Origin of the sequence: Variovorax davisae (assembly GCF_030316845.1) — a bacterium.
Taxonomy (GTDB): Bacteria; Pseudomonadota; Gammaproteobacteria; order Burkholderiales; family Burkholderiaceae_C; genus Variovorax; species Variovorax davisae.
Genome location: NZ_JASZYS010000023.1, coordinates 37,281 through 60,662, shown reverse-complemented (window position 1 = coordinate 60,662; position 23,382 = coordinate 37,281). Strand labels below are relative to the sequence as shown.

The 23,382-nt window shown below is 70.6% G+C and carries 21 protein-coding genes; 12 read left to right on the top strand and 9 right to left on the bottom strand.

What is annotated here, in order from left to right:
• The first annotated feature begins 160 nt into the window (after positions 1-160).
• Entirely contained in the window at positions 161-367 is a 207-nt protein-coding gene (locus QTI33_RS33515; protein WP_286510917.1) for a hypothetical protein, read from the top strand.
• Positions 368-384: 17 nt separating this feature from the next.
• On the opposite strand, the gene priA is transcribed toward QTI33_RS33515, so the two are convergent.
• The 5 genes from priA to QTI33_RS33490 all read right to left on the bottom strand — a co-directional run bounded on the left by priA (position 385) and on the right by QTI33_RS33490 (position 7,747).
• Positions 385-2,478 carry a replication restart helicase PriA gene (gene priA, locus QTI33_RS33510; protein ID WP_286510916.1) on the bottom strand — a complete coding sequence of 698 codons (2,094 nt, stop codon included), beginning with the start codon at positions 2,476-2,478 and terminating at the stop codon, positions 385-387.
• A gap of 371 nt (positions 2,479-2,849) precedes the next feature.
• On the bottom strand, positions 2,850-3,953 hold the full coding sequence (gene hemE / locus QTI33_RS33505; RefSeq protein ID WP_286510915.1) for a uroporphyrinogen decarboxylase: 1,104 nt from the start codon (positions 3,951-3,953) through the stop codon (positions 2,850-2,852).
• Between the two features lie 40 nt (positions 3,954-3,993).
• Positions 3,994-4,686, bottom strand: coding sequence for a redoxin domain-containing protein (locus QTI33_RS33500; protein ID WP_286510914.1), 693 nt, complete (start codon positions 4,684-4,686; stop codon positions 3,994-3,996).
• 91 nt (positions 4,687-4,777) lie between these two features.
• The gene (locus QTI33_RS33495) at positions 4,778-6,961 is read right to left on the bottom strand and encodes a protein-disulfide reductase DsbD family protein (RefSeq protein WP_286510913.1); all 2,184 of its coding nucleotides are present in this window, start codon (positions 6,959-6,961) and stop codon (positions 4,778-4,780) included.
• Positions 6,962-7,000: 39 nt separating this feature from the next.
• Positions 7,001-7,747: an alanyl-tRNA editing protein gene (locus QTI33_RS33490; protein ID WP_286510912.1), complete on the bottom strand. Its 747-nt coding sequence runs from the start codon at positions 7,745-7,747 to the stop codon at positions 7,001-7,003.
• 101 nt (positions 7,748-7,848) lie between these two features.
• Here QTI33_RS33490 and QTI33_RS33485 point away from each other — a divergent pair, with 101 nt between their 5' ends.
• A complete protein-coding gene (locus QTI33_RS33485) occupies positions 7,849-9,189 on the top strand; it encodes a PQQ-dependent sugar dehydrogenase (protein WP_286510939.1) in 1,341 nt (446 codons plus the stop codon).
• Here QTI33_RS33485 and QTI33_RS33480 read toward each other — a convergent pair whose 3' ends face one another.
• On the bottom strand, positions 9,190-10,200 hold the full coding sequence (locus tag QTI33_RS33480) for a zinc-binding alcohol dehydrogenase family protein (protein WP_286510911.1): 1,011 nt from the start codon (positions 10,198-10,200) through the stop codon (positions 9,190-9,192). It lies immediately after the preceding gene.
• A gap of 85 nt (positions 10,201-10,285) precedes the next feature.
• Here QTI33_RS33480 and QTI33_RS33475 point away from each other — a divergent pair, with 85 nt between their 5' ends.
• Complete coding sequence (locus tag QTI33_RS33475; RefSeq protein ID WP_286510910.1) at positions 10,286-11,215, top strand: LysR family transcriptional regulator; 930 nt, start codon at positions 10,286-10,288, stop codon at positions 11,213-11,215.
• Positions 11,212-12,030, top strand: a complete 819-nt coding sequence (locus tag QTI33_RS33470; protein ID WP_286510909.1) for a creatininase family protein — start codon at positions 11,212-11,214, stop codon at positions 12,028-12,030. The genes QTI33_RS33475 and QTI33_RS33470 overlap by 4 nt, the downstream gene beginning before the upstream one ends.
• A 10-nt stretch (positions 12,031-12,040) precedes the next feature.
• On the opposite strand, the gene QTI33_RS33465 is transcribed toward QTI33_RS33470, so the two are convergent.
• Entirely contained in the window at positions 12,041-12,670 is a 630-nt protein-coding gene (locus QTI33_RS33465; protein ID WP_286510908.1) for a YbhB/YbcL family Raf kinase inhibitor-like protein, read from the bottom strand.
• Positions 12,671-12,807: 137 nt separating this feature from the next.
• Between QTI33_RS33465 and QTI33_RS33460 the strand changes: the two genes are divergently transcribed.
• Together QTI33_RS33460 and QTI33_RS33455 are read left to right on the top strand one after the other, a co-directional pair.
• Positions 12,808-13,056, top strand: a complete 249-nt coding sequence (locus QTI33_RS33460; protein WP_286510907.1) for a GlsB/YeaQ/YmgE family stress response membrane protein — start codon at positions 12,808-12,810, stop codon at positions 13,054-13,056.
• 64 nt (positions 13,057-13,120) lie between these two features.
• Positions 13,121-13,417: a hypothetical protein gene (locus QTI33_RS33455; RefSeq protein ID WP_286510938.1), complete on the top strand. Its 297-nt coding sequence runs from the start codon at positions 13,121-13,123 to the stop codon at positions 13,415-13,417.
• 4 nt (positions 13,418-13,421) lie between these two features.
• Here the strand turns inward: QTI33_RS33455 and QTI33_RS33450 are convergent, their stop codons facing one another.
• Positions 13,422-13,988, bottom strand: a complete 567-nt coding sequence (locus tag QTI33_RS33450; protein ID WP_286510906.1) for a MarR family winged helix-turn-helix transcriptional regulator — start codon at positions 13,986-13,988, stop codon at positions 13,422-13,424.
• 233 nt (positions 13,989-14,221) lie between these two features.
• Here QTI33_RS33450 and QTI33_RS33445 point away from each other — a divergent pair, with 233 nt between their 5' ends.
• Genes QTI33_RS33445 through QTI33_RS33425 form a run of 5 tightly spaced genes read left to right on the top strand, consistent with a single transcriptional unit; the run spans position 14,222 to position 19,626 of the window.
• The gene (locus tag QTI33_RS33445; RefSeq protein ID WP_286510905.1) at positions 14,222-15,214 is read left to right on the top strand and encodes a Bug family tripartite tricarboxylate transporter substrate binding protein; all 993 of its coding nucleotides are present in this window, start codon (positions 14,222-14,224) and stop codon (positions 15,212-15,214) included.
• A 10-nt stretch (positions 15,215-15,224) separates the two neighbouring features.
• On the top strand, positions 15,225-17,525 hold the full coding sequence (locus tag QTI33_RS33440; protein WP_286510904.1) for a xanthine dehydrogenase family protein molybdopterin-binding subunit: 2,301 nt from the start codon (positions 15,225-15,227) through the stop codon (positions 17,523-17,525).
• Positions 17,518-18,396, top strand: coding sequence for an FAD binding domain-containing protein (locus tag QTI33_RS33435; protein ID WP_286510903.1), 879 nt, complete (start codon positions 17,518-17,520; stop codon positions 18,394-18,396). Before QTI33_RS33440 ends, QTI33_RS33435 begins: the two co-directional genes overlap by 8 nt.
• Positions 18,393-18,869, top strand: coding sequence for a (2Fe-2S)-binding protein (locus tag QTI33_RS33430; RefSeq protein WP_286510902.1), 477 nt, complete (start codon positions 18,393-18,395; stop codon positions 18,867-18,869). The genes QTI33_RS33435 and QTI33_RS33430 overlap by 4 nt, the downstream gene beginning before the upstream one ends.
• Complete coding sequence (locus QTI33_RS33425; RefSeq protein ID WP_286510901.1) at positions 18,859-19,626, top strand: SRPBCC family protein; 768 nt, start codon at positions 18,859-18,861, stop codon at positions 19,624-19,626. The genes QTI33_RS33430 and QTI33_RS33425 overlap by 11 nt, the downstream gene beginning before the upstream one ends.
• Positions 19,627-19,629: 3 nt before the next feature.
• On the opposite strand, the gene QTI33_RS33420 is transcribed toward QTI33_RS33425, so the two are convergent.
• Positions 19,630-20,304 (bottom strand): histidine phosphatase family protein, encoded by a 675-nt coding sequence (locus tag QTI33_RS33420; RefSeq protein WP_286510899.1) that lies wholly within the window; start codon positions 20,302-20,304, stop codon positions 19,630-19,632.
• 299 nt (positions 20,305-20,603) lie between these two features.
• Between QTI33_RS33420 and QTI33_RS33415 the strand changes: the two genes are divergently transcribed.
• A complete protein-coding gene (locus tag QTI33_RS33415; protein ID WP_286510898.1) occupies positions 20,604-23,273 on the top strand; it encodes an ESPR-type extended signal peptide-containing protein in 2,670 nt (889 codons plus the stop codon).
• Positions 23,274-23,382: the final 109 nt, after the last annotated feature.

The window sequence follows — 23,382 nt, the reverse complement described above, 5'->3', positions numbered from 1 at the left end:
CCATAGCTTGGACAGCGCGTCGGCGCTTCGTCAACTGATGTTGCAGAGTATTTCCTACAACGGGGCTTCGCAGAAGCAGATAGTGTGAAGTATTCCGTTTGATTAATGCTTAGGTATTCGTGAGCGCTGCTACAGTGGGCGCTTGGATCGGGAGAGTGGCATGACGACTTGGACGCGCGGGGTGCTGTGGTTGGTGTGGCTGGCCGCTGTGGGCTGGCTTTGGTTCGGCGGTTCTCTGGGAACCGGTGCCGCCTTGGCGGCGGCCTTGCTGAGCCTGCTGCTTTTCGCCCTGCCGGGCACGGTCAGACGCCGCCGCTCCGGTCTTCAGTACGTGGAAATGGGCAAGGAGCCGGTCGGTTTGCTCTGATCCGTCCCGCAAAGGTCTCAGATGGCCTGCGGATCCACGTCGACCAGCCAGCGGATCACGCCCTTCCCCTCGGGTTGCCGGCGCAGCTCGTGCAGCAGCGGCTGCCACCCGGCCAGCAGCTTCTGCAAGGCGGCGCGCGAGCCGCTCTCTATCAGCATCTGCGCCCGCTCCACGTTCGCCACCCGCTGGATCGTCAACGGCACCGCCGGATAGCGCGTGACCCGGTCGGCACCGGGCAGGGCGTCGGCGGCGTTGCTGGCGGCGTTCAGGAAGGCCTGCGCGGCTTCCTGGGTGCGGGCGTCGGCCCGCAGCAGCGCCTGGAAGGCGAAGGGCGGCATGCCGGCGGCCACGCGCTCCGCCAGTTCGCCTTGGGCGAAGGCCGCATAGTCGTGGCGACGCAGCGCCGAGAACAAGGGATGCTGCGGATGGTGGGTCTGGATCCACATCTCGGCGCTGCTTTGCTGCGCCGTCAGATAGGCGGCATCGCGCCCGGCCCGGCCGGCCGACTGCATCAGCAGGCCGAACAGCCGCTCGGGAGCCCGGAAATCGCTGGAGAACAGCGCGCCATCCGGATTGATCGCCGACACCAGCGTGATGCGGCGGAAATCGTGGCCCTTGGCGATCATCTGCGTGCCCACCAGCACGTCGACCTCGCCGGCATGCACCGCGGCCAGCTGCGATTCGAGCGCCCCCTGCTTGCGCGTGCTGTCGGCATCGATGCGCGCGATGCGCACCGCGCTGCCGTCGGGGCGCCGGACCGGCGCGAACAGCTCGCCGAGATGCTCTTCAAGCCGTTCGGTGCCTCGGCCGACCGGGGCGATGTCGGGGTTGCCGCAGGCCGGGCAGGCGCGCGGCACACGCTCTGTGAAGCCGCAGTGGTGGCAGCGCAGCGTGCGGTCGATCTTGTGGAAGACGCGGAAGGCACTGCAGTGCGGGCATTCGCTCTTCCAGCCGCAGTCGCCGCAGGCCAGCACCGGCGCGTAGCCGCGACGGTTCAGGAACACCATGCTCTGTTCGCCGCGCGCGATGCGCTGGCCGATGGCGTCGAGCAGCGCGCCCGACAGCACGGTCTTCGGCGGCTGCAGGTTCATGTCGACCAGCCGGACCGCGGGCAGCGCGCCGGCGCCGACGCGCGACGGCATCGCCAGCCGCCGGTAGCTGCCGCCGGTATCCTCGCCCTCGGCCGGCCGGCTGCGGTGCCAGCTTTCGAGCGAGGGCGTGGCCGAGCCGAGGATCACCTTGGCGCCTTCGCGGCGGCCGCGCCACACCGCCAGGTCGCGGGCCGAGTAGCGGGCCCCTTCCTGTTGCTTGTAGCTGGGGTCGTGCTCCTCGTCGACCACGATCAGGCGCAGCGCCGGCATCGAGGCGAACACCGCCATCCGCGTGCCGAGCACGATGCGCGCCGCGCCGCCGTGCGCCGCCAGCCAGCTCGCCAGCCGCTGGGGGTTGGTCATTCCGCTGTGCAGGGACACCACCGCGTCGGCGCCGAAGCGGGCCTTGAAGCGGGCCTCGAGCTGCGGCGTCAGGTTGATCTCCGGCACCATGACCAGCGCCTGCGCCGCCGGCTCGCGCGCCAGCAGCGTCGCCACGCTGCGCAGGTAGACCTCGGTCTTGCCGCTGCCGGTGCTGCCGTACAGCAGGAACGGGCCGGGCTCAACCTCGAAGCGGGCCAGCGCCTCGGCCTGCTCGGCCGTCAGCGCCACCTCGGGCGGCGCCGCTGCGCCGCCGCCCGCAGCCGGGGCCTGGCGCTTGAGCCGCCGCGCCAGCTGGACCGCGCTCAGGTCGCGCAGCTGCGGTGGCAGGGCGGCCAGCGCGATTTCGCCCAGGGAGCGCTGGTAGTAGCGGGCGGCGAAGGCGACCAGGTCGCGCCAGCCGTCGCCGAGCGGCGGCAGCGCGTCGAGCACGCCGGCGACCGGCTTGAGTTCGATCGCCGCGTCCGGGTCCTCGTCGGCGCTGCGCGCGGCCCAAGCCACCCCCAGCACCTCGCGGCGGCCCAGTGGCACGCGCACCAGTGCCCCCGGCGCCACAGCCACGGGGCTTGTGTAGCTAAGTACATCCCCTAGTGCACTGTGCGCCGGAGTTTGTACGGCGACGTCGATGCACCAATTCAAGGCAGCTTCCGGCTTCGCACGTTTGTTAAAGCGGAATTGAGCAAAACAGCATAAGTCGTTGATTTTCCAGTGCTTTGCGGGACATCCAGAGTTTCTGTGGATAACTTTGTTGATATCAGGCCTCGACACGGCGCGAACCCTTGAAAATCAAGGCTCCGGCTGGAATGCCCGCAAAAAAAGCAAAGTTCAAAACCTATATGAATCAATGACTTAGCTTCGCTATCGCTTTAGGAGCAGGCCAGATCGCGACTCGGATGATTTTGCGCACCGCAACAGCTGTTTTGTGCATAAGTCAGTCCCTCCTTACGCTTTTGGCGCTTGACAAACGCCAGACAGCCGTTCTCAGGTACTTACAAGTCATAACAAAACGCTCAGGCTCGCAGCATCCGTGACTGCGCATGCACCGCTTCCACCAGGGCCGCCACATGCTCGGGCGGCGTGAACTGGCTGATCCCGTGGCCGAGGTTGAACACGTGGGTCGCGCCGGTGCTGTCGGGGTCGGTGTGCGGGCGGCCGAAGCTGTTCAGCACCTTGGCCACTTCTTCCTCGATCCGGCGCGGCGGCGCGAACAGCACGTTGGGGTCGATGTTGCCCTGCAGGGCCTTGCCGCGGGGCCCTTCGCCGACCCGCGCGCGGGCCTGCCCGAGATTCACGGTCCAGTCCAGGCCCAGCACCTCGCAGTCGAGCGGCTGCATGTCCTCGAGCCAGAGCCCGCCGCCCTTGGTGAACACGATCCGCGGCACCGGCTGGCCGTCGGCGCCGTCGCGCCGCAGCTGTGACAGCACGCGCTGCGTGTAGGCCAGGCTGAAGGCCTGGAAGGCGCCGTCGGCCAGCACGCCGCCCCAGCTGTCGAACACCATCACGGCCTGGGCGCCGGCGTCGATCTGGGCATTCAGGTAGGCGGCCACGGCATCGGCATTGACCGAGAGCAGCTGGTGCATCAGGTCGGGGCGGCTGTAGAGCAGCGACTTGACCTGCCGGTAGTCGCTCGACCCCGCGCCTTCGACCATGTAGCAGGCCAGTGTCCATGGGCTGCCCGAGAAACCGATCAGCGGCACCCGGCCGTCGAGCGCGCGGCGGATCGAGGCGACGGCGTCGAAGACGTAGCGCAGCTTGTCCATGTCGGGCACGGCCAGGGCGTCGATGCCGGCCTCGTCGCGCACCGGCCGCGCGAAGCGCGGGCCTTCGCCGGCCTCGAACGAGAGGCCCAGCCCCATCGCGTCGGGTACCGTCAGGATGTCGGAGAACAGGATCGCGGCATCGAGCGGAAAGCGCTCCAGCGGCTGCAGCGTGACTTCGGTCGCGTGGTCGACGTTGGTGGCCAGGCCCATGAAGCTGCCGGCCTTGGCCCGGGTCGCCAGGTACTCGGGCAGGTAGCGGCCGGCCTGGCGCATCAACCAGACGGGCGTGTGGTCGGTGGCCTGGCGCCAGCAGGCGCGCAGGAAGGTGTCGTTCTTCAGGGGGGCGAAAGGCATCCCCCGATTGTCGCAGGGCCCTGCCCGGCGCCCGCGGGGCTCAGGTCTTGTACTTGATCGAGCAGCCGTAGGGTCGGGTCGCCGCGGCGCTGATCGCCTTGCCGCCGAACGCCTCGCCCAAGGCCTGGTTGACGTAGTTGGTGGCGCTCTTGATGTCCTCGGCGCGGGCCGAGGCCACGCTGTCGATGCCCCCGGCATAGACCAGGGTGCCCTTGGGGTCGACGATGAAGATGTGGGGCGTGGTGCGCGCGCCGTAGGTGCGGCCGATGACGCCGTCCTCGTCCATGAGCAGCGCGGTGGGGGCGCCCGATTGCGCCTTCATCCAGGCCGCCAGCGCCTCCGGCTTCAGGTAGTCGCCGTGGCCGCGCTCGGTCGAGTTGATGGACAGCCAGACCACGCCCTTGGCGATGGCGGCCTTCTGGGTGGCGGGCATGTTGCCGCTGCCGTAGTGCTTGCCGACGAAGGGGCAGCCCGGGTTGGTCCATTCGAGGACCACGAACTTGCCGGCGAAATCCGACAGGCGGTGCGGGGTGCCGGCCGTGTCGACGGCGACGAAATCGGGTGCCGGCTGGCCGACCGCGGGCGCCGCGGCGGCCTGGGCGTTGAGCATGAAGGTGGCGCCCAGCGCCACCGCGGCCGTCATGATGGCGCGCCGCGAAGCCCGGCTGAGGGCCGCGCGGGCATCGCGCGCGGCACGGTAGGAACGAGAGCCGGAGGTGGACGATGTGGACATGTCGGCTGGGACTCCTGAATAAATACTCAATGACCGCGACAGCTTAGAACGGATTCTTCATGTCCATGTGACAACCCGTTAGAGCCCGGGGTCAAAGCCGGGCCAGTGCTTCGCGCAGTTCATTCTTGCCCAGGATCTCGGTCAGCACCATGGGCGGTTGGCCGGGGGCCTGCAACACGTAGACCGGCACGCCGCTGCGGCCCAGGGCCGTCAGCGCCTCGGTGATGGCCGGATCGCGCCGGGTCCAGTCGGCGCGCAGCAGCGCCACCCGGCGGGCATCGAAGTCGGCCAGCACCTCGGCGTCGGCCAGCGTGCTGCGCTTGTTGTACTGGCAGGTCACGCACCAGGCGGCCGTGAAGTCGATGAACACCGGCTGCCCGGCCGCCGTCAGGGCGCTGGCGCGCTCGGCCGACCAGGGCTGCCAGCGCTGGCCCGCCGCGGCCGTCGCCGCCGGTTCGACCGGCCGCACGACATGGCCGCCGATGGCGCCGGCCAGCACCGCCGTGAGGGCGACCGTCAGGCTGGCCAGCACCAGGCGGGTGCGGCCGCGCAGGGTCAGGCTCCAGGCGATGGCCGCCAGGCCCACCAGCAGGCCCAGCAGGGCGCCGGCGCCATCGATGCCGCTCTGCTGCCCCAGCACCCAGACCAGCCAGGCGACCGTGGCGAACATCGGGAACGCGAGCAGGCGGCGCAGCGTGTTCATCCACGCGCCCGGCCTGGGCAGCAGCCGGGCCACGGCGGGCACGAAGCCGGCCGCCAGGTAGGGCAGCGCCAGGCCGAGGCCGAGCACCGCGAACATCAGCAGCGCCTGGCCGGCGGGCAGGGCGATCGCGAAACCCAGCGAGGCGCCCATGAAGGGCGCGGTGCAGGGCGATGCGACCACCACTGCCAGCACGCCCGACAGGAAGTCGTTGGCCACCGGATGGCGGGCCTGCACCGCCCCGAGCGATGCCGGCGCCATGCGGCCGAACTCGAACAGGCCGGCCAGGTTGAGCCCGATCAGCGTGAACAGCGCGGCCAGGGCCGCCACCACCGCGGGCGACTGCAGCTGGAAGCCCCAGCCGAGCTGGGCGCCGGCGGCCCGCAGCGCCAGCATCGCGCCGCCCAGGGCCAGGAAGGACAGGACCACGCCGCCGGTGTAGGCCAGGGCCGCCAGCCGGTGGGCGCGGCGGTCGTCGGCATGGCGCGTGAAACCCAGCACCTTGATCGCCAGCACCGGAAAGACGCAGGGCATCAGGTTCAGCAGCAGGCCGCCGATCAGCGCGCCGAGCAGGGCGGCGGCGAAGCCGGCCGAGGGCGCTGCCGGCCGCGGCGCGGCATTGGCCTCGAGCGCGGCCTTCAGCGCCGGCGACACCTGGGCCGGCGCCGCGACGGCCGGCCAGCTGCCGGCCACCGGCGCCTCGGCGCGCCAGGCGGGCGGCTGGCCGGGCTGGCGATCGGCTTCGGCGAGGGCCACCACCACCGGCATGACGCTGGGGCTGGCGCTGCGCTGGTCGGCCAGCGGGATCGTGGCGGTCCAGGCATCGCCCTGCCAGGCCTGGGTCCAGTCCTGTCCCAGCACGGCGCCGGTGCGGATCACCTCGGGGGTTTCGGGGAAGAACTCCAGGGACTTGCCCTGGGCGGCGGCGGGCAGGCCGTCGAGACGCACCTGCAGCTGGTTGCCGTCGATGGTGATCCGGCCCGGCGGCGCCAGCGCGGCGGGCTGGGCGGCCAGCGCGGCGTCGAAATCCGCCTTGTGCAGTGCCGTCGAGCCCTGCAGCGGCAGCTTGAGCAGGAACTCGCCGTCTTCGGGAATGCATTCCTTGCTGCACACCAGCCAGGAGGCCTTGAGCCGCACCTCCATCTCGGCCGCGCCGGTGAGCGCCGCTGGCGGCCTGAAGTCGGCGCCGACGGTCAGCGGCACCGGCAGCAGCACCGTGTTCTCGTAGCCGTAGTTGGCCAGGTTGCCGATCGGGATCTTGCGCGGCACGGGCCAGGCGATGTCGCCGCTGGAAATGCCCGCCGGCAGCGACCATGCCAGTTCGGTCGGCAGGCCGGAGTCGCCCGCGTTCTTCCAGTAGGTGTGCCAGCCGGGCTGGTGCGCGATCTGCAGCCCGACCCAGAGCGGCGCGCCGGGCGACACGCCGTCGGGGGCGTGGGCGACGAGTTCGGCCCGCACGTGCGGGGTGGTGACCACCGGGCCGGTCCTGGCGGACAGCTGGGCCCAGGCCGGCAGGCAGGCCGCGAGGCTGGCGCAGAGGAAGGCCGCGAGGCGGAATCGGGAAAGGAGGGACATGCCGTCAGTCGGAGCGGGCCCGCGTGGCGAAGTTCCGGCTCATCCGCCCCATCCCAGCACCACGCGCCGGCTGTTGGCGCTCTTCTTCTCGATCTTGGTGACCACCACGGCACCGATCTCGCCGGTGTTCGCCACGTGGGTGCCGCCGCAGGGCTGGAAATCGATGGCCTGGTCGTCGCTGCCGATGCGGATCGTGCGGACCGTGCCGGTGCCGCGCGGCGGCTGCACGCTCATGCTCTTGACCAGGGCCGGGTTGGCGTCCAGCTCGGCGTCGCTGATGGCGCCGACCACCAGCGGATGGGCCGCCGCCACCAGCCGCGCCAGGCCGGCCGTCAGGGCTTCCTTGTCGAGCGGGTCGGTCATGTGGAAATCGAGCCGCGCGTAGTCGGGCGTGATCGAGCAGCCGTTGACCGGCTGCGGCACCAGGTGGCACAGCAGGTGGGTGGCGGTGTGGAAGCGCATCAGCTTGTGACGGCGCTCCCAGTCGATCGCGGCCGTGACCCGCACGCCGGGCTGCAGCGCGGCGACCAGGGCCTCCTGGCCCGCGGCCGGGACGTGGACGATGCGGTCGGTGGGCTTGCCTTCGGCATCTTTGGCCTTGCGGGTGTCGGCGATCGCGATCTGGCGGCCGTCGGCCAGCAGCAGCCGGCCGCTGTCGCCGGCCTGGCCGCCGCCCAGCGGATAGAACACGGTGCGGTCGAGCACGATGCCGCCTTCGTCGGCGGCGACCACGAGGGCCTCGCAGTCGCGCAGGTAGGCATCGCAGCGGAACAGGTCTTCGGTCATGGCCCGATGGTAGCGGCGCGGCCGCGGGGCACCCGGACCACGCCCGAAAGCGCCCACAGCCGACAACGGCGGCGATGCGCGGCGGGCAGGATGGCGCCATGATGCCAACCCACTTCGTGCGCCGCTCGCTGCTCCCGGCCGCGGCGGCCCTCCTGCTGGCCGCCTGCGGCGACGCCGCCAAGCTGGCGCCGGAAGCCGAGACCGGACCGACGCCGAGTCTGCCGGCTCCGCGCCAGGCCTTGCTGCCGACCGTCAAGGTCGCGCCCGTCGTGGGCTGGACCGACACCGCGGCCCCGACCGCGCCCGACGGCTTCGCGGTGACGGCGCTGGCCCGCGGCCTGGACCATCCGCGCACCGTCTACACGCTGCCCAACGGCGACGTGCTGGTGGTCGAGAGCAACAAGCCGCCGAAGCCCGAAGGCAGCCACGACGGCGGCAGCGGGCCGGTCGCGCGGACCAAGCAGTGGGTCACGGGCCTGTTCATGAAGCGCGCCGGCGCCGGCGTGCCGAGCGCCAACCGCATCACCTTGCTGCGCGACGCCGACCACGATGGCGTCGCCGAACTGAAGCAGGTGTTCATGCAGAACCTCAACTCGCCCTTCGGCGTGGTCCTGGTCGGCAAGGAACTGTTCATCGCCAATGCCGACGCGCTGGTCAAGGTGCCGTATGAAGACGGGCAGACCCAGATCAGCGCGGCGCCGGTCAAGGTGACCGACCTGCCCGCCGGCATCAATCACCACTGGACCAAGCACGTGGTCGCCAACCGAGAGGGCAGCAAGCTCTACGTCACGGTCGGCTCCAACAGCAACGTGGGCGAAAACGGCATGGCGGCCGAGGAGGGGCGCGCCGCCGTCTGGGAGGTCGACCTGAAGAGCGGCGAGAAGCGGCTGTTCGCCAGCGGCCTGCGCAACCCCACGGCGCTCGCCTGGGAGCCCGACACCCAGGTGCTGTGGGCGGTGGTCAACGAACGCGACGAGCTCGGCAGCGACCTCGTGCCCGATTACCTGACCTCGGTCAAGGACGGTGCCTTCTACGGCTGGCCGTGGAGCTTCTACGGCGCCTATGTCGACGCCCGCGTGAACCCGCAGCGGCCCGACCGGGTCGCCACCGCGGTGGCGCCCGACTACGCGCTCGGCTCGCACCGGGCACCGCTCGGCATCGCCTTCTCGCGCCCCGGGGCCATGCCGGCGGAGTTCGCCAACGGCGCCTTCATCGGCGAGCACGGCTCCTGGAACCGCCAGCCGCTGGCCGGCTACAAGGTGGTCTTCGTGCCCTTCATCGGCGGCCGGCCCAGCGGCCCGCCGGTCGATTTCCTGACCGGCTTCCTGACCGCCGACGACAAGGCCCAGGGCCGCCCGGTCGGCGTGGCCTTCGACAACAGCGGTGCGCTGCTGGTGGCCGACGACGTCGGCAACGCAGTCTGGCGGGTCAGGAAGAAATAGCTAGAAACCCGCCAGCACCACCTTCCCCTGCGCCTTCCCGCTCTCGATCAGCGCGTGGGCCCGGCGCAGGTTGGCGGCGTTGATGGTGCCGAAGCTGGCGTTGGCCGTGGTGCGGATGCGGCCGGCATCGACCAGCTGCGCCACCTCGGCCAGCAGTTCGCCCTGGCGCGCCATGTCGGCGGTCTCGAAGCGCGATCGGGTGAACATCATTTCCCAGTGCAGCGAGATGCACTTGGTCTTGAGGGCCATGGCGTCGAGCACCGGCAGGTCGTCGATCACCGCCATCCGGCCCTGCGGCTGCAGGCTTTCGATGATCTGCGCGTAGTGCTGGCCGGTCTGCGTCAGGCTGGCCACCATCTCGACCTCGCCGATGCCGGCCGCCTTCAGTTCGCCGGCCAGCGGCTTCGAATGGTCGATCACGGCGTGGGCGCCGAGTTCGAGGCACCAGGCGCGGGTTTCGGGACGCGAGGCGGTGGCGATCACGCGCAGCTGCGTCAGCTGGCGCGCCAGCTGGATCAGGATCGAGCCGACGCCGCCGGCGCCGCCGACGATCAACAGGGTCTGGCCGGCGCCGCCGCCCTGCGGGACGCCCAGGCGGTCGAACAGCAGTTCATAGGCCGTGAGGGTGGTCAGCGGCAGCGCCGCCGCCTGGGCGTCGTCGAGGCTGCGCGGCGCCAGCGCCGTGATGCGCTCGTCGACCGTGTGCAGTTCGCTGTTGGCGCCGGGGCGCACGATCGAGCCGGCGTAGTAGACGCGGTCGCCGGGCTTGAACTGCGTGACGGCGCCGCCCACCGCCTCGACCGTGCCGACGGCGTCCCAGCCCAGCACCTTGGCCTGGCCGGCGTCGGGGGCGGCATTGCGGCGCACCTTGGTGTCGACCGGATTGACCGAGATCGCGCGCACCCGCACCAGCAGGTCGCGCTCGCCCGGCCTCGGGGCCGGCAGCTCGAGGTCCTCGAGCGCGGCGGGGTTGTCGATGGGGAGGGACTGGCGGTAGCCGACGGCTTTCATGAGGTTTCCTTGATCGTTGCGACAAGCGCAATGTAGAGTGGCAATCAGAAATTGATAAGAGGCCTAAGGAAAGCTTCACTTTCAAATGAAAATTGAAAATATCGCCGACCTGCAGGTGCTGGTCCACACGGCCCGCGGCGGCACCCTCACGGCGGCCGCCGCGGCGCTCGGCATCACGCCGGCGGCGGCCAGCGCGACGCTCAAGCGGCTCGAGTCGCAGCTCGGCGCGCGCCTGTTCGAGCGCTCGACCCGGGCCATGCGGCTGACGCCCCAAGGCCAGACCCTGCTCGACTACGCGGTGCGCGCCTTCGAGCTGCTGGCCGAGGGCGAATCGCTGGTGCAGGCCGATCGCGGCGCGCTGGTCGGCACGGTGCGGCTGGCGGCGCCGTCGGACCTGACCCGGGTCACCTTGCTGCCCTGGTTCGACGACTTCCTCGCGCTGCACCCGGGCCTGCAACTCGCGCTGTCGGTCGGCGACCGCCCGCTCGACGTCATGCGCGACGAGGTCGACCTCGCCTTGCGCTACGGGCCCTTGGCCGACTCGCGGCTGGTGGCGCGGCGGCTCGCCGACTCGCGGCCGGCGCTGTGCGCCTCGCCCGACTACCTGCGCCGCCATCCGGCGCCGCAGACGCCGCAAGACCTGCTGCAGCACAACTGCCTCACCTTCCACCGCGGCGGCCGGCGCCAGCGGCTGTGGCGCTTCGGCCGCCATGGCCACTGGACCGAGGTCCGGGTCGACGGCGACCGGGTGGTCGACGATGCTTCGCTGGCGCGCGAATGGGCCCTGGCCGGGCACGGCATCACCCTGAAGTCCGCGCTCGACCTGCAGCGCGACGTCGCCTCGGGCGCCCTGGTGCATCTGCTGCCCGACTGGGACACCGAGCCCTATCCGCTGCATGCGCTGCTGCCGAGCGGCCGCTTCGTGCCGGCACGGGTGCGGGCGCTGGTGGACTTCCTGGCGCTCAGGTTCGCGGCGCTCCAGGCGCAGGAAACTGGCCCTAAGATCGCCGCATGACAGCCCCTGCCAGCCGCTTCTGGTCCCAGCTCACGACGCGCGATTTCGCCGCCCTCGATCCCGCCGCGACGGTCGCGGTGCTGCCGCTGGGCGCCACCGAGCAGCACGGCCCGCACCTGCCGCTGGGCGTCGATTCGGCGCTGGTCGACGGCATCGTCGCCGCCACGCTGCCGCTGCTGCCGGCCGAGCTGCCGGTGCTGTTCCTGCCGACCCAGCAGATCGGCCTGAGCCCCGAGCACGCGCGCTTCCCCGGCACGCTGACCCTGTCCTCCACCACCTTGATCCAGCTCTGGAGCGAGATCGGCGCCGGCGTCGCCCGGGCCGGGCTGCGCAAGCTGGTGCTCTTCAACGCCCACGGCGGGCATTCGGGCGCCATGGACATCGTGGCGCGCGAGCTGCGGGCGGCCCACGGGCTGATCGTCTACAGCAGCAGCTGGTTCAACCTGCCGCTGGGCGACGCCGGGGCACAGTTCAGCGCCGACGAGCACCGCTTCGGCGTCCATGCCGGCGAGATGGAGACCTCGATGATGCTGGCGCTGGCACCCGGCCAGGTCGCCATGGGCGCGGCGCGCGACTTCGGCTCGACCTCGCGCCAGCGCGCCGCCGACTACCCGATCCTCGGCAACGGCCGCAGCGCGAAGCTGGGCTGGGCGATGGAGGACTACAACCCCGCGGGCGCGGCCGGCAACGCCGCCGCCGCGAGTGCCGACAAGGGCCGGGCGCTGGTCGCCGCCAGCGCCACCCAGCTGGCGGCGCTGCTGGGCGAGGTCTCGCGGCTGCCGCTGGCGACGGCCTATACGCAGCCGCTGCCCTGAACGGGGCCGGTCAGCCGGCGACCAGCGGACCCGCGGGCATGGAGTCCGGCAGCTTGATCGACCCGTCGGGCCGTTCGCAGGTGCCGATCAGCAGGCCGCTGGCGATGGCATGCGCGCGCAGCGCGTCGAACACCTCGTCGCGCCCCGGATGGGGCGAGAACGACGGCGCCGTGCCGAGCGCGAAGACCTGGAAGGCGTAGCGGTGCAGACCATGGCCGGGCGGCGGATCGGGCGGCAGCCAGGCCGCCTGGAGGTAGGAGTTCAGGCCGGCGTGGCTGCCGTCGCCCTCATGGTCGACGCTCGGCAGGGCGCCTTCGTGCAGGCTGCCGTCGGCGGGGGGCAGGTCGACCACCAGGGCATGCACCAGCGGATGCGGCGTCGGCGAATCGGCGTCTTCCACCACCAGCACCAGCGCGGCCGCGTCGCCCGGCACGCCGACCCATTCGAGCGGCGGCGAGCGGCCGGCGCCGTCGGCCGTGTAGCGCTCCGGCAGCGGCGCATGGTCGACGAAGGCCAGGCTGGTGACCCGGATCGAGGCCATGCCGGCGCGCAGGCCGATGGTGTTGAAGGCGATTTCGTCCAGGCCGGCGCGCACGCCGTGCAGGGCGTGGCCGATCAGGTCGGGGAGCTTTTCGAGCATTCGCAAGTTATATAGCAGCGCCGCCGGTTGGACGCGGGCGCTGGACGACAGGCGCTGTCGGCCGCGGCCCGCTATCATCGATTCGGGCGCCGCCGGCCCTGGCCGCGGCGCCCGCCTCCACCACTCCAAGGACCCGTATGAGCATCGTCTGGACCATTCTGATCGGCTTCGTCGCGGGCCTGGTGGCGCGCGCGATCAAACCCGGCGACGACTCGGCCGGCTTCATCATCACCACCCTGATCGGCATCGCCGGCTCGCTGATCGCGACCTACCTCGGCCAGGCCATGGGCTGGTACACGGCGGGCCAGGGCGCGGGCTTCATCGCCTCGGTGGTCGGGGCGATCGTGCTGTTGTTCCTGTACGGACTTGTCAAGCGCAAGACCTGAACCCGCGCCGGGTCCGGCGAAGCCGGCCCGCAAGGCGCGCAGCCGCCATCACCACCACGTCTATGTGGTCGAGCTCGACGACCGGGTCTGGAACGTGGCGCGTTTCCGGCGCGCCAATCCCGACTACCGGCTGGGCATGCCCTTCGTCTATGTCGGCATGACCGGGCTGGACCCGGACGTGCGCTTCGACAAGCACAAGGCCGGCATCCAGGCCAACGGCTTCGTGCGCGACCACGGCCTGCGCCTGCTGCCGGCGCTGTACGCGATGTACAACCCGATGCCGTATGAAGCGGCGCGCGAGATGGAAGTCGAGCTCGGCATCGCGCTGCGCGCGGCCGGGTACGGCGTCTGGCAGGCCTGACCGCTCACTTCGGGTCGCGGCCTTCCGCGGCGGCCTCGCCGATGCGGCGCAGGGTCTTGAGGGCGCGGTAGAGCACCACCCGGTCGTCCGCGCTCAGCTGGCGGATCACGGCCGCCTGCCGCTGGCGCGCCAGCGGAATGATCTGCTCGTAGAGCGCCTGGCCGAGCGGGCTGATCCGGCAGGTCTGCCACTTGCGCGCGCCCAGCTGCTCGGCGTGCAGCGACAGCAATCCCCGGCTCTCGAGCAGTCGCAGCGTGCGGCTCACCTGCGCCTTGTCGGCCGCCGAGCGCGCCACCAGCTCCATGAAAGGCAGCTGCCGCGCCTCGGCCAGCACCGACAGCATGCGCCACTCCGACACCGTCAGGCCGGCCTGCTCGGCGTAGGGCACGGTGATGGCGCGGCGCAGCGCGTTGCTGGCGTGGCTCATCATGGTGGTCAGGAAATCGTCGATCGCCAGGCTGGCGCCGCCTTCCTCCAGACCGGCCCAGGGCGACGCGTCCGGCCTGCATCCGCCCTCGGCAGCCGGTCGTGGCAGGGGCGCTTCTTGTTCTTCGGTGGGGTGCATGGTCATGGCGGGCGCGCGCGCTCGCGGCAGGGGCAATGGGCGAATCGTCTCATTGAACGCCGGAAAAGACCCGTTCAGCGCATCGTGGTTGATTTGTCAATACGCTATTGTGCCTAGTTGATCCATCAACCAAAAAAGAGAAAAATGCGAGGGTGCGTTTCTCTAATGGGAGAGTGATCCATATGTGAAACAAACAGATGGATCCCCCTGCCGTCCCCATGTCTTGCTGGAGCCCCTCGATGAAATCCGCCCGCCGACTCTTCGTCACCGCCGCCATCGCAGGCGCGCTCACCGCCACGCTGGGAGCCGCGCAAGCCCAGACCGCCGCTGCCTACCCGAGCAAGCCGATCACCGTCGTGGTGTCCTACCCGCCGGGCGGCGACACCGACGCCATCGCGCGGCTGTTCGCCGACAAGCTGTCGCAGCGCCTGAAGCAGCCGGTGGTCATCGACAACAAGCCCGGCGCCGGCGGCGCGCTCGGCAACAACTTCGTCGGCCGGGCGCCGGCGGACGGCTACACGCTGCTGTTCACGCCGAACCCGTTCACCACCGCGCCGCTGGTCATGAAGCTGTCGCCGAGCGCGGGCTACGACGTGCTGCATGGCTTCGAGCCGATCATCAAGACGGCGGTCCAGCCGCTGGTGCTGGTTGCCAACCCGGCGGCCGGCGTCAAGTCGGTGCCCGACATGATCAAGAGCGTGAAGGCCGGCAAGCCGCTGAGCTACGCCAGCCCCGGCGCCGGCTCGCCGATGCACATCCTCGGCGAGTGGCTGAACCGCGAGGCCGGGGTCAAGATCACCCACGTGCCCTACCGCGGCGTCGGCCCCTCGGTGACCGACGTGGTCGCCGGCCATGTCGACACCGCCTGGGTCACCTTCGGCCCGGTCACGCAATACATCCAGCAGGGCCGGCTGGTGCCGCTGGCGATCGGCGACGCCCAGCGCTCGAAACTGGCGCCCAACGTGCCGACCGTGGCCGAGGCCGGCTACAAGGACGTGGTGGTCGGCGCCTGGAACGGCTTCTTCGCCCCCAAGGGCACCCCGGCCGACGTGGTGAAGCTGCTCAACACCCAGTTCAACGAGATCCTGAAGTCGCCCGAAGTGGTCGAGAAGCTCGCCACCTTCGGCGCCCTGCCCGTGGGCGGCGCGCCCGAGCTGCTGGGCAAGACCAACGCCTCCGACTACGAGGTGATGGGCAAGGTGATCCGCGACCTGGGCGTGTCGGCCGACTAGCAGCTGCGCCATGACATCGGGAAAGAACCAGTCCACCCTGGGGCAGGACGTGCCGCAGGTCACTGCGCGCGCCAAGGTGCTGGGGCGCGCCCAGTACGCGGGCGACCTCAAGGTCGCCGGCATGCTGCACGGCGCCGTGCTGCGCAGCCCCTATCCCCATGCGCGCATCGTCGCGATCGACACTGCGGCAGCCCTGGCGCTGCCGGGCGTCAAGGCGGTGCTGACCGGCACCGACGCGCCGCGCGCGATGTGGGGCGTGCATCACAAGGAGCGCCGCATCCTGGCCGAGGGCGTGGTCCGATTCGCCGGCGAGGAAGTGGCCGCGGTGGCCGCGGTCAGCGAAGAGGTCGCGCGCGATGCGCTCGACCACATCCAGGTCGAGTACGAGGAACTGCCCGCGATCCTGACGCCCGACGAAGCGCTCGACGAGGAAGCTCCCGGCGTCCACCCGGGGCGCAACAACGTCTCGCACGAGATCCGCTTCGAGCGCGGCAACGCCGACGCCGGCTTCGCATCGGCGGACCTGGTGCACGAGGCCACCTACACCACGCATGCGCAGTACCCCGGCTACCTGGAACCGATGGCCACGGTCGCGGCGCTCGAACCCGACGGCCGGCTGGTGGTCTGGACCTCGACGCAGTCGGTGACGCAGGCGCGGCTGCGGCTGGCGGCGGCGCTGGAGATGCCGATCTCGCGCATCCGGGTGCACCAGGCGACCACCGGTGGCGGCTTCGGCGGCAAGCTGGTCGAAGACGCCAACAGCCTGATCGCCGGCCTGCTCGCGCTCAAGACGGGCCGGCCGGTCCGGCTGGTCAACAACCGGCTCGAGGATTTCCTGGCCGCGGCCTCGAGCGTGCCCGAGCGCATCACGCTCAAGCTCGGCATGACGCGCGCCGGCCTGATCGTCGCGAAAGAGGTGCGCATCGTGGCCGACTGCGGCGCCTACAGCGGCCTCGCGGCCGAGGTGATGCACGTGAGCGCGATGCGCAGCGACAACATGCACCGCAATCCCAACGTGCGCTCGCACGCCACCTTGGTCTACACCCACACGCCGCCGCACGGCGCCTTTCGCGGCTTCGGCGGCTCGCAGATGCTGTTCGCGCTCAACAGCCACATCCACACCATGGCCGAGCAACTCGGCCTCGATCCGGTCGCGATCCACAAGCTCAATGCGATAGGCGCCGGCGAGACCTCGATCCACGGCTGGCAGATCGGCAGCACGGGCCTCAAGGAATGCATCGACCAGGCGATCGACGCCATCGGCTGGCAAGCCAAGCGCGCCGCGCCGAAGGGCACAGGCGCCCGCCGCCGCGGCGTGGGCATGGCGGCCGCGATGCACGTCAGCGGCAACCGCACGATCGGCAACTGGGACGGCTCGACGGTGGTGGTCAAGGTCAACGAGGACGGCCGGGTCTTCATCCACAGCGGCGAGGCCGACATGGGGCAGGGCGCGATGACCATGCTGAGCCAGGTCGTGGCCCATGAGCTCGATATTCCGCTGGCGCACACCCACGTGGTGCCGCCCGACACCGACACGTCTCCGATCGCGATCGGCTCGCTGGCCTCGCGCGTGACCATTGCCGGCGGCAACGCGGCCATCGTGGCCGCGCGCATGGCACGCGACAAGCTGACGGCGCTGGCCGCGACCCGCCTCGAGGTGCCGGTCGAAGCGCTCGAATGCGTCGACGGCGTGGTGCGCGTGGCCGCCGCGCCGGAGCGGCGTTGCACGCTGGCCGAACTGGCCCGCCTGCACGTCTGGCGCCACGGCGGCGAGGGCCTGCAGGTCAGCGGCAGCTGGGACGCCCGCACCCAGATGCACGACGACCAGGTCTACGGCAACATCGCGCCGGCCTATTCCTTCGCCGCCCAGGCGGTCGAGGTCGAGGTCGACACGGAGACCGGCCAAGTGACGCTGGTCGACAGCTTCGTCTCGGACGACTGCGGCAAGGCGCTGAACCCGATGGCGATCCACGGCCAGACCAACGGCGCCACCGTGCAGGCGATCGGCTGGGCGCTCTACGAGCAGCTGCAGCTGGAAGACGGCCGCATGGCCAACGGCAACTTCGCCGACTACACGATGGCCACCAGCGACGCGGTGCCGATGCTGCGCGGCGGCATCGTCGAGTCGAACGATCCGAACGGCCCCTACGGCGCCAAGGGCGCCAGCGAGACCGCCATCCTGCCCGGCGCGCCGGCGATCGCCAACGCGGTCTACGACGCCATCGGCGTGCGCATCCGCGACCTGCCGATCACGCCCGAGAAAGTGCTGGCGGGCCTGCGCGAACTGCAGCAAGGAGCGCCTGATGCGTGATTTCGATTTCCTGCAGCCGACCTCGATCGACGAAGCCAGCCGCATGCTGGCCGACCTGGGCGACGACTGCCGCGTGATGGCCGGCGGCAGCGCCCTGATGCTGGCGATGCGCCAGCGCATGCTGACGCCGACCCACATCGTCTCGATCGCGCGGCTGGACGCGCTGCGTGGCATCTCCTTCGATGCGCGCGAGGGCCTGCGCATCGGCGCGCTGTCGCGCCACTGCGACGTGGCGCGCTCGCCGCTGGTGCAGCGGCACTACCCGATGCTGGCCGCGATGGCGGCGCAGGTGGCGAATCCGCAGGTGCGCCACCAGGGCACGATCGGCGGCAACCTCTGCTATGCCGACCCGGCCACCGATCCGCCCGGCTGCCTGATGGCGCTCGACGCCCGGGTCACGCTGGCCAGTTCGCGCGGCGAGCGCGTGCTCGGCATGGAGGAATTCCTGGTCGACTACTACGTCACGGCCATCGAGCCCGACGAGGTGGTGCTCGACATCCGCGTGCCGCCGCCCGCGGCCGACGCCGCCGGCCGTTACACGCGCTTTCGGCGCACCGCGGCCGAGCACCGGCCGCTGGTCAACGTCGCGCTGGCGGTGCGCCGCAGCGGCGCCCACTGCCACGAGGCCCGGCTGGTGGTCGGCGCCTCGACCCCGATTCCGGCCCGCGTCGCGCGCGCCGAGGCCTTCCTGGCCGGCAAGGCCGTGACCGCCGAGGTGGCGGCCGAGGCGGCCGAGATCGCGAGCACCGACATCTTCGCGGTCTCGGATTCGCGCGGCAGCGAGGACTACCGCCGCGACATGGTGCGGGTGGTGGCCCGGCGCACCATCGCCCAGCTGTTCGACCTGGCCATCGATGGAGACACGCCATGAGCAAACATCGGATCGCCGTGACCGTCAACGGCGAAGCGCAGACGATGGAGGTGCCGGCGCGGCGCATGCTGTCGGATTTCCTGCGCGACGACCTGCACCTGACCGGCACCAAGCGCGGCTGCGAGACGGGCACCTGCGGCGCCTGCTCGGTGATCGTCGACGGCGAGGTGGTCAAGTCCTGCCTGTCGCTGGCGGTGCAGGCCGACGGCTGCCGCATCACGACGGTCGAGGGCCTTGGCGACGGCGATGCGCTGCATCCGCTGCAGCAGAGCTTCATGCAATGCGGCGGCCTGCAATGCGGCTACTGCACCCCCGGTTTCCTGATGGCGTCGTGCGCGCTGCTGGCCCGGAACCCTGACCCGACGGTGGACGACGTGCGCCATGGCCTCAGCGGCAACCTGTGCCGCTGCACCGGCTACACGCAGATCGTCGAATCCGTCATCAACGCTGCGGAGAAGATGCGTGGAAATTGAAAAGACGATGACGGTCGCCGCGCCCGCGGCCCAGGTCTGGCAGATGCTGCTCGACCCCAACGTGATGGGCAGTTGCGTGCCCGGCATGAAGTCGATCGAGGTGGTCAGCGAGGTCGAGTACATCGCCCAGATCCACGTCAAGATCTCTTTCATCAGCGCCAAGTTCAAGCTGCGCACGACCATCGTCGAGCAGCGGGCGCCGCACTACCTGCGCTGCGAAGGCACCGGCGAGGACGCCTCGGTCGCCAGCTCGCTGAAGCAGCAGAGCGAGCTCTTCCTGGCCGAGCTGCCGGACGGCCGCACCGAGCTGCGCATGAAGGTCAAGGTCGACGTGCTCGGGCGGCTTGGCACCTTCGGCCTCAGCGTCATGAAGACCAAGGCCGACCGGATGTGGGAAGAGTTCGGCCAGAACCTGGTGGCGCGGCTGGAAGGTGGTCCTGCGCTGGCCGCCGCGCCCGCGAGGGCCCCGGTGGCGGGGATACCGGCTGCGGCGCCGGCCCGCGTGGCGGTGGCTGCACAGCCCGTCGCGGCCGTCGCGGCGCCGGCCGCGGCGTCCGTTGCACTGCCGCCCGCAGCCGTTTCGACGGCCCCCGCGGCAGCGGGCCGTGGCTGGTGGTCGCGGCTGGTCCACGGCAGCGCGGCGGACGGCCGTCACATCCGCATCGAACTGCAGCGCGGCGACACCTTGCTCAAGGTCGACTGGCCGGTCGAAGCCGCAGCCGAGTGCTCGGCCTGGCTGCGCGACGTGACGAAGTAGCGCTCAGGAATAGGTGACCCAGCCGTCATAGGCCGGGGCGTCGAGGTGCGGCAGCGTGTTGTAGGTCAGCAGCATGTGGCGCTTCGGCGTGAACGCGAACTCGGTCACCGCGGTGTTGCGGATGCGCAGGTTCAGCTCGACCGTGGTCTCGGGGCTGGTGCCCAGCACATGGCCCACGGCGGTGCTGATCGGGCCGCCGCTCGACACCACCAGCACCTTGGTGCCGTGGTGCTTGTCGCGCACGTGGTCGAGCGCGGTCGTCACGCCGGCCAGGAAATCGACATAGCTGGGCATGCCCACCGGCTCGGTGCGGCCCTGCATCCAGGCGCCCAGCCCGTCGCGCAGCAGGCGGAAATGGTGGCGATACAGCTCCGGCGAGTCGGGCTTCTCGAGCTTGCCGGGATGGACCGTCGCAATGATCGCCTCGCTGTCGTATTCGTTGAGCCCGGGCCAGGGCAGCACGTCCTCGGGCCCGATCCCCAGGCCTTCGGCAATGCCCTCCCAGGTCTGGCGATGGCGCTTCAGCGTGCCGGTGATCACGGCATCGAAGCGCATGCCGCGCTCGCGCCAGTATTCGCCCAGCCGCACCGATTGCCTTCGGCCCAGGTCGCTGAGTTGGTCGTAGTCGGCGGCGCCGAAGCTGGCCTGCCCGTGGCGCACGAGGTAGAGGGTTCCCATGGAGGGGATTCTGCCAACGGCGGGCCTCCGACGCGGTCGCGGCGGCGACCCCGGCTGCGCGTACGCGCCACAACCTTCTCGCTGATCGTTGCGTGACTTTGTTCACGACACGGCACAAAGACCGCCTTTTCGACGATGTCCGCGCGCCTGTTTGAGACGGTTCTCATTTTTTGAAGCAATTGAAATTAATAGCATTTGTCTATCCCGTTGAACACCCTCCGAGTTGATCGGCCAAGCTCCCAAAAGCGGCTTCCGAAAAGGCTCAGTTCGACGATTTCATTCGGCTATCTGGAAATTCAATGAACAAGTCACATCGCAGCCTCTGGAACGAATCGCTCGGCGCCTGGGTCGCTGCCTCGGAACTCACCCGCGCCCGCGGCAAGCGCAGCAGCGCACGGGTCATCGCCGCCGTCATCGTCGCTGCGGCGGCATCGGGCGGGCTGTCCGGTTTGGCGTCGGCGGCAGTGATCGGCGCGCCGGTCCAGGCGCAGGATGGCACCTACTCGTCGGGCGCGGCGTCGGCGACCGGCGGGGACTCGACCGCGGTGGGCGCCGGCTCCAAGGCGTCGGCACAGGGCACGACGGCGGTGGGCGCGGCGTCGCAAGCCATCGGTGGCAACGCGACCGCGGTCGGCATCGAGTCGGAGGCGTCGGGCAACCAGTCGCTGGCATTGGGATACAAGGCAAAGAGCGCCGGGCTTTCGTCCACGGCCATCGGCGCCTCGGCCGCCGCAGAGGGCATCCAGTCGATCGCCATGGGCGCTTCGGCGACGGTCGCCGCGGGCGCCACCAATGGGCTGGCCTTTGGCACGCTGGCCAATGCTGGCGCCGTCGATGCGGTCGCGCTGGGTCAGCGCGCAGCTGCCACGGCGGTGAATTCGGTGGCGCTGGGCGCCCGCTCGACCACGACGGCCAATCTGGGCGCGGCGGCCTACAACGCCGGTTCGTCGGCCTTGTCGGGCACGGCGTCGGCAGCGAATGGCGAAGTGTCCATCGGCGCGGCCGGCAGCGAGCGCCGCCTCACGAACCTGGCCGCCGGCGCGGCCCTCACCGACGCGGTGAACGTCAGCCAGCTGCAGTCGGAAGCCATCAAGTCGAACACCACCGGCGCCAGCGCTGCCGCGGCACTCGGCGGTGGCGCGACGTACAACGCCACCACCGGCGCGATCAGCGCGCCGAGCTACACGGTTGGCGGCACCACGTACACCAACGTGGGCAGCGCGATCACCAACATCGACGGCCGCGTGGCGGCCCATACGGGCGACATCGCCGACTTGAAGATCTCCAACGGCCTGGTGCAGCAGGACGCTGCGACCCGCGCCATCACGGTGGCCAAGGGCACCGACGGCACGTCGGTGGACTTCACCGGCACGGCCGGCGCCCGCACGCTGACCGGCGTGGCCGCCGGTGCGGTCGACGCCAGCAGCCTGGACGCCATCAACGGCAGCCAGCTGCATGGCGTGAGCACCTCCGTGGCTTCCGCTCTGGGCGGCGGCTCGGTGGTCAGTCCCGATGGCACGGTCTCGGCACCGAGCTATGCGGTGGGCGGCACGACGGTCAACAACGTGGGTGACGCCGTCACCAACATCGATGGCCGCGTCACCACCAACGCGACCAACATCGCGCAGAACACGTCCGACATCGCGAACCTGGCCAACAACGTCACCAACGGGACGGTCGGCCTGGTGCAGCAGGCTTCGGCGGGCGCCAACCTCACGGTGGGCAAGGCCACGGACGGCGCAGCAGTGGACTTCGCGGACAAGAACGGCAACGCCCGCACGCTGAAGAACGTCGCCGCGGGTGCGGTCGACGCCGGCAGCCTGGACGCCATCAACGGCAGCCAGCTGCATGGCGTGAGCACCTCGGTGGCTTCCGCCCTGGGCGGCGGTTCGGTGGTCAACGCCAATGGCACGGTGTCGGCGCCGAGCTACAACGTGGGCGGCACCACGGTCCACAACGTGGGTGACGCCGTCACCAACCTGGACGGCCGCGTCGCCACCCACACGCAGCAGATCGCCGAGCTCAACGACAGCCTGGGCAGCGGCTCGGAAGGCCTGGTGCGGCAGGACGCGACGACCCGCGCCATCACGGTGGCCAAGGGCGCCGACGGCACCTCGGTGGACTTCACCGGCACCGCCGGCGCCCGCACGCTGACCGGCGTTGCCACCGGTGCGGTCAACGCCAGCAGCCTGGACGCCACCAACGGCAGCCAGCTGCATGGCGTGAGCAGTTCGGTCGCGCAGGCCCTGGGCGGTGGCTCGACGGTCGACGCCAATGGCAAGGTCACGGCGCCGACCTACACCGTCAACAATGCCAGCTACAGCAACGTCAACGACGCGCTGCAGGGCTTGGCTGGCAATGTCAAGGACGCAGGCTCGCGACTGACGGTGGTCGAGAAGGTCACCAGCACCGGGCAGGCCAACGGGCACGTGGCGACCTCCGGCGACGCCGACCAGGCGGCAGCGGCCACCGGCAGCCAGACCGTGGCCATCGGCGCCGGCGCCACGGCCTCGGCTGGCAACAGCGTGGCGCTCGGCGCCGGCTCGGTGGCCAACCGCGACAACACGGTCTCGGTGGGCTCGGCAGGCAACGAGCGCGCGATCGCCAACGTGGCCGATGGCGTGGTGCAGACCGATGCGGTCAACAAACGCCAGCTCGACACGGTGGCGGACAGCGCCAGGGCCTATACCGATCAGCGCCTGAACCAGGTGCAGTCGGAGGTCGAGAGCGTCAAGCGCGACGCCAACGCCGCGGCGGCCGCGTCGATGGCGGTGGCCGCCCTGCCGCAATCGGTGATCCCGGGCCGCGGCATGGCTTCCGCCGCGCTCAGCAACATGGGCGGCGAATCGGCGGTCGCGGTGGGTATGTCCAAGGTGGCCGAGAACGGCCGCTGGGTCACCAAGCTGGCCGGCACGGTCAACACGCGCGGCAATGCCGGCGTCAGCGCCGGCATCGGCTTCCACTGGTAAGCCAGCCGCCTGTATGAAGGGAGAAAGGGTCGCGGGCGCCGCGGCCCTTCTGCTTGTTCGCGCCGTTCACAGATCGCAGCGCGCAGCTGTAGTGCTTAAGTGGCGCTTT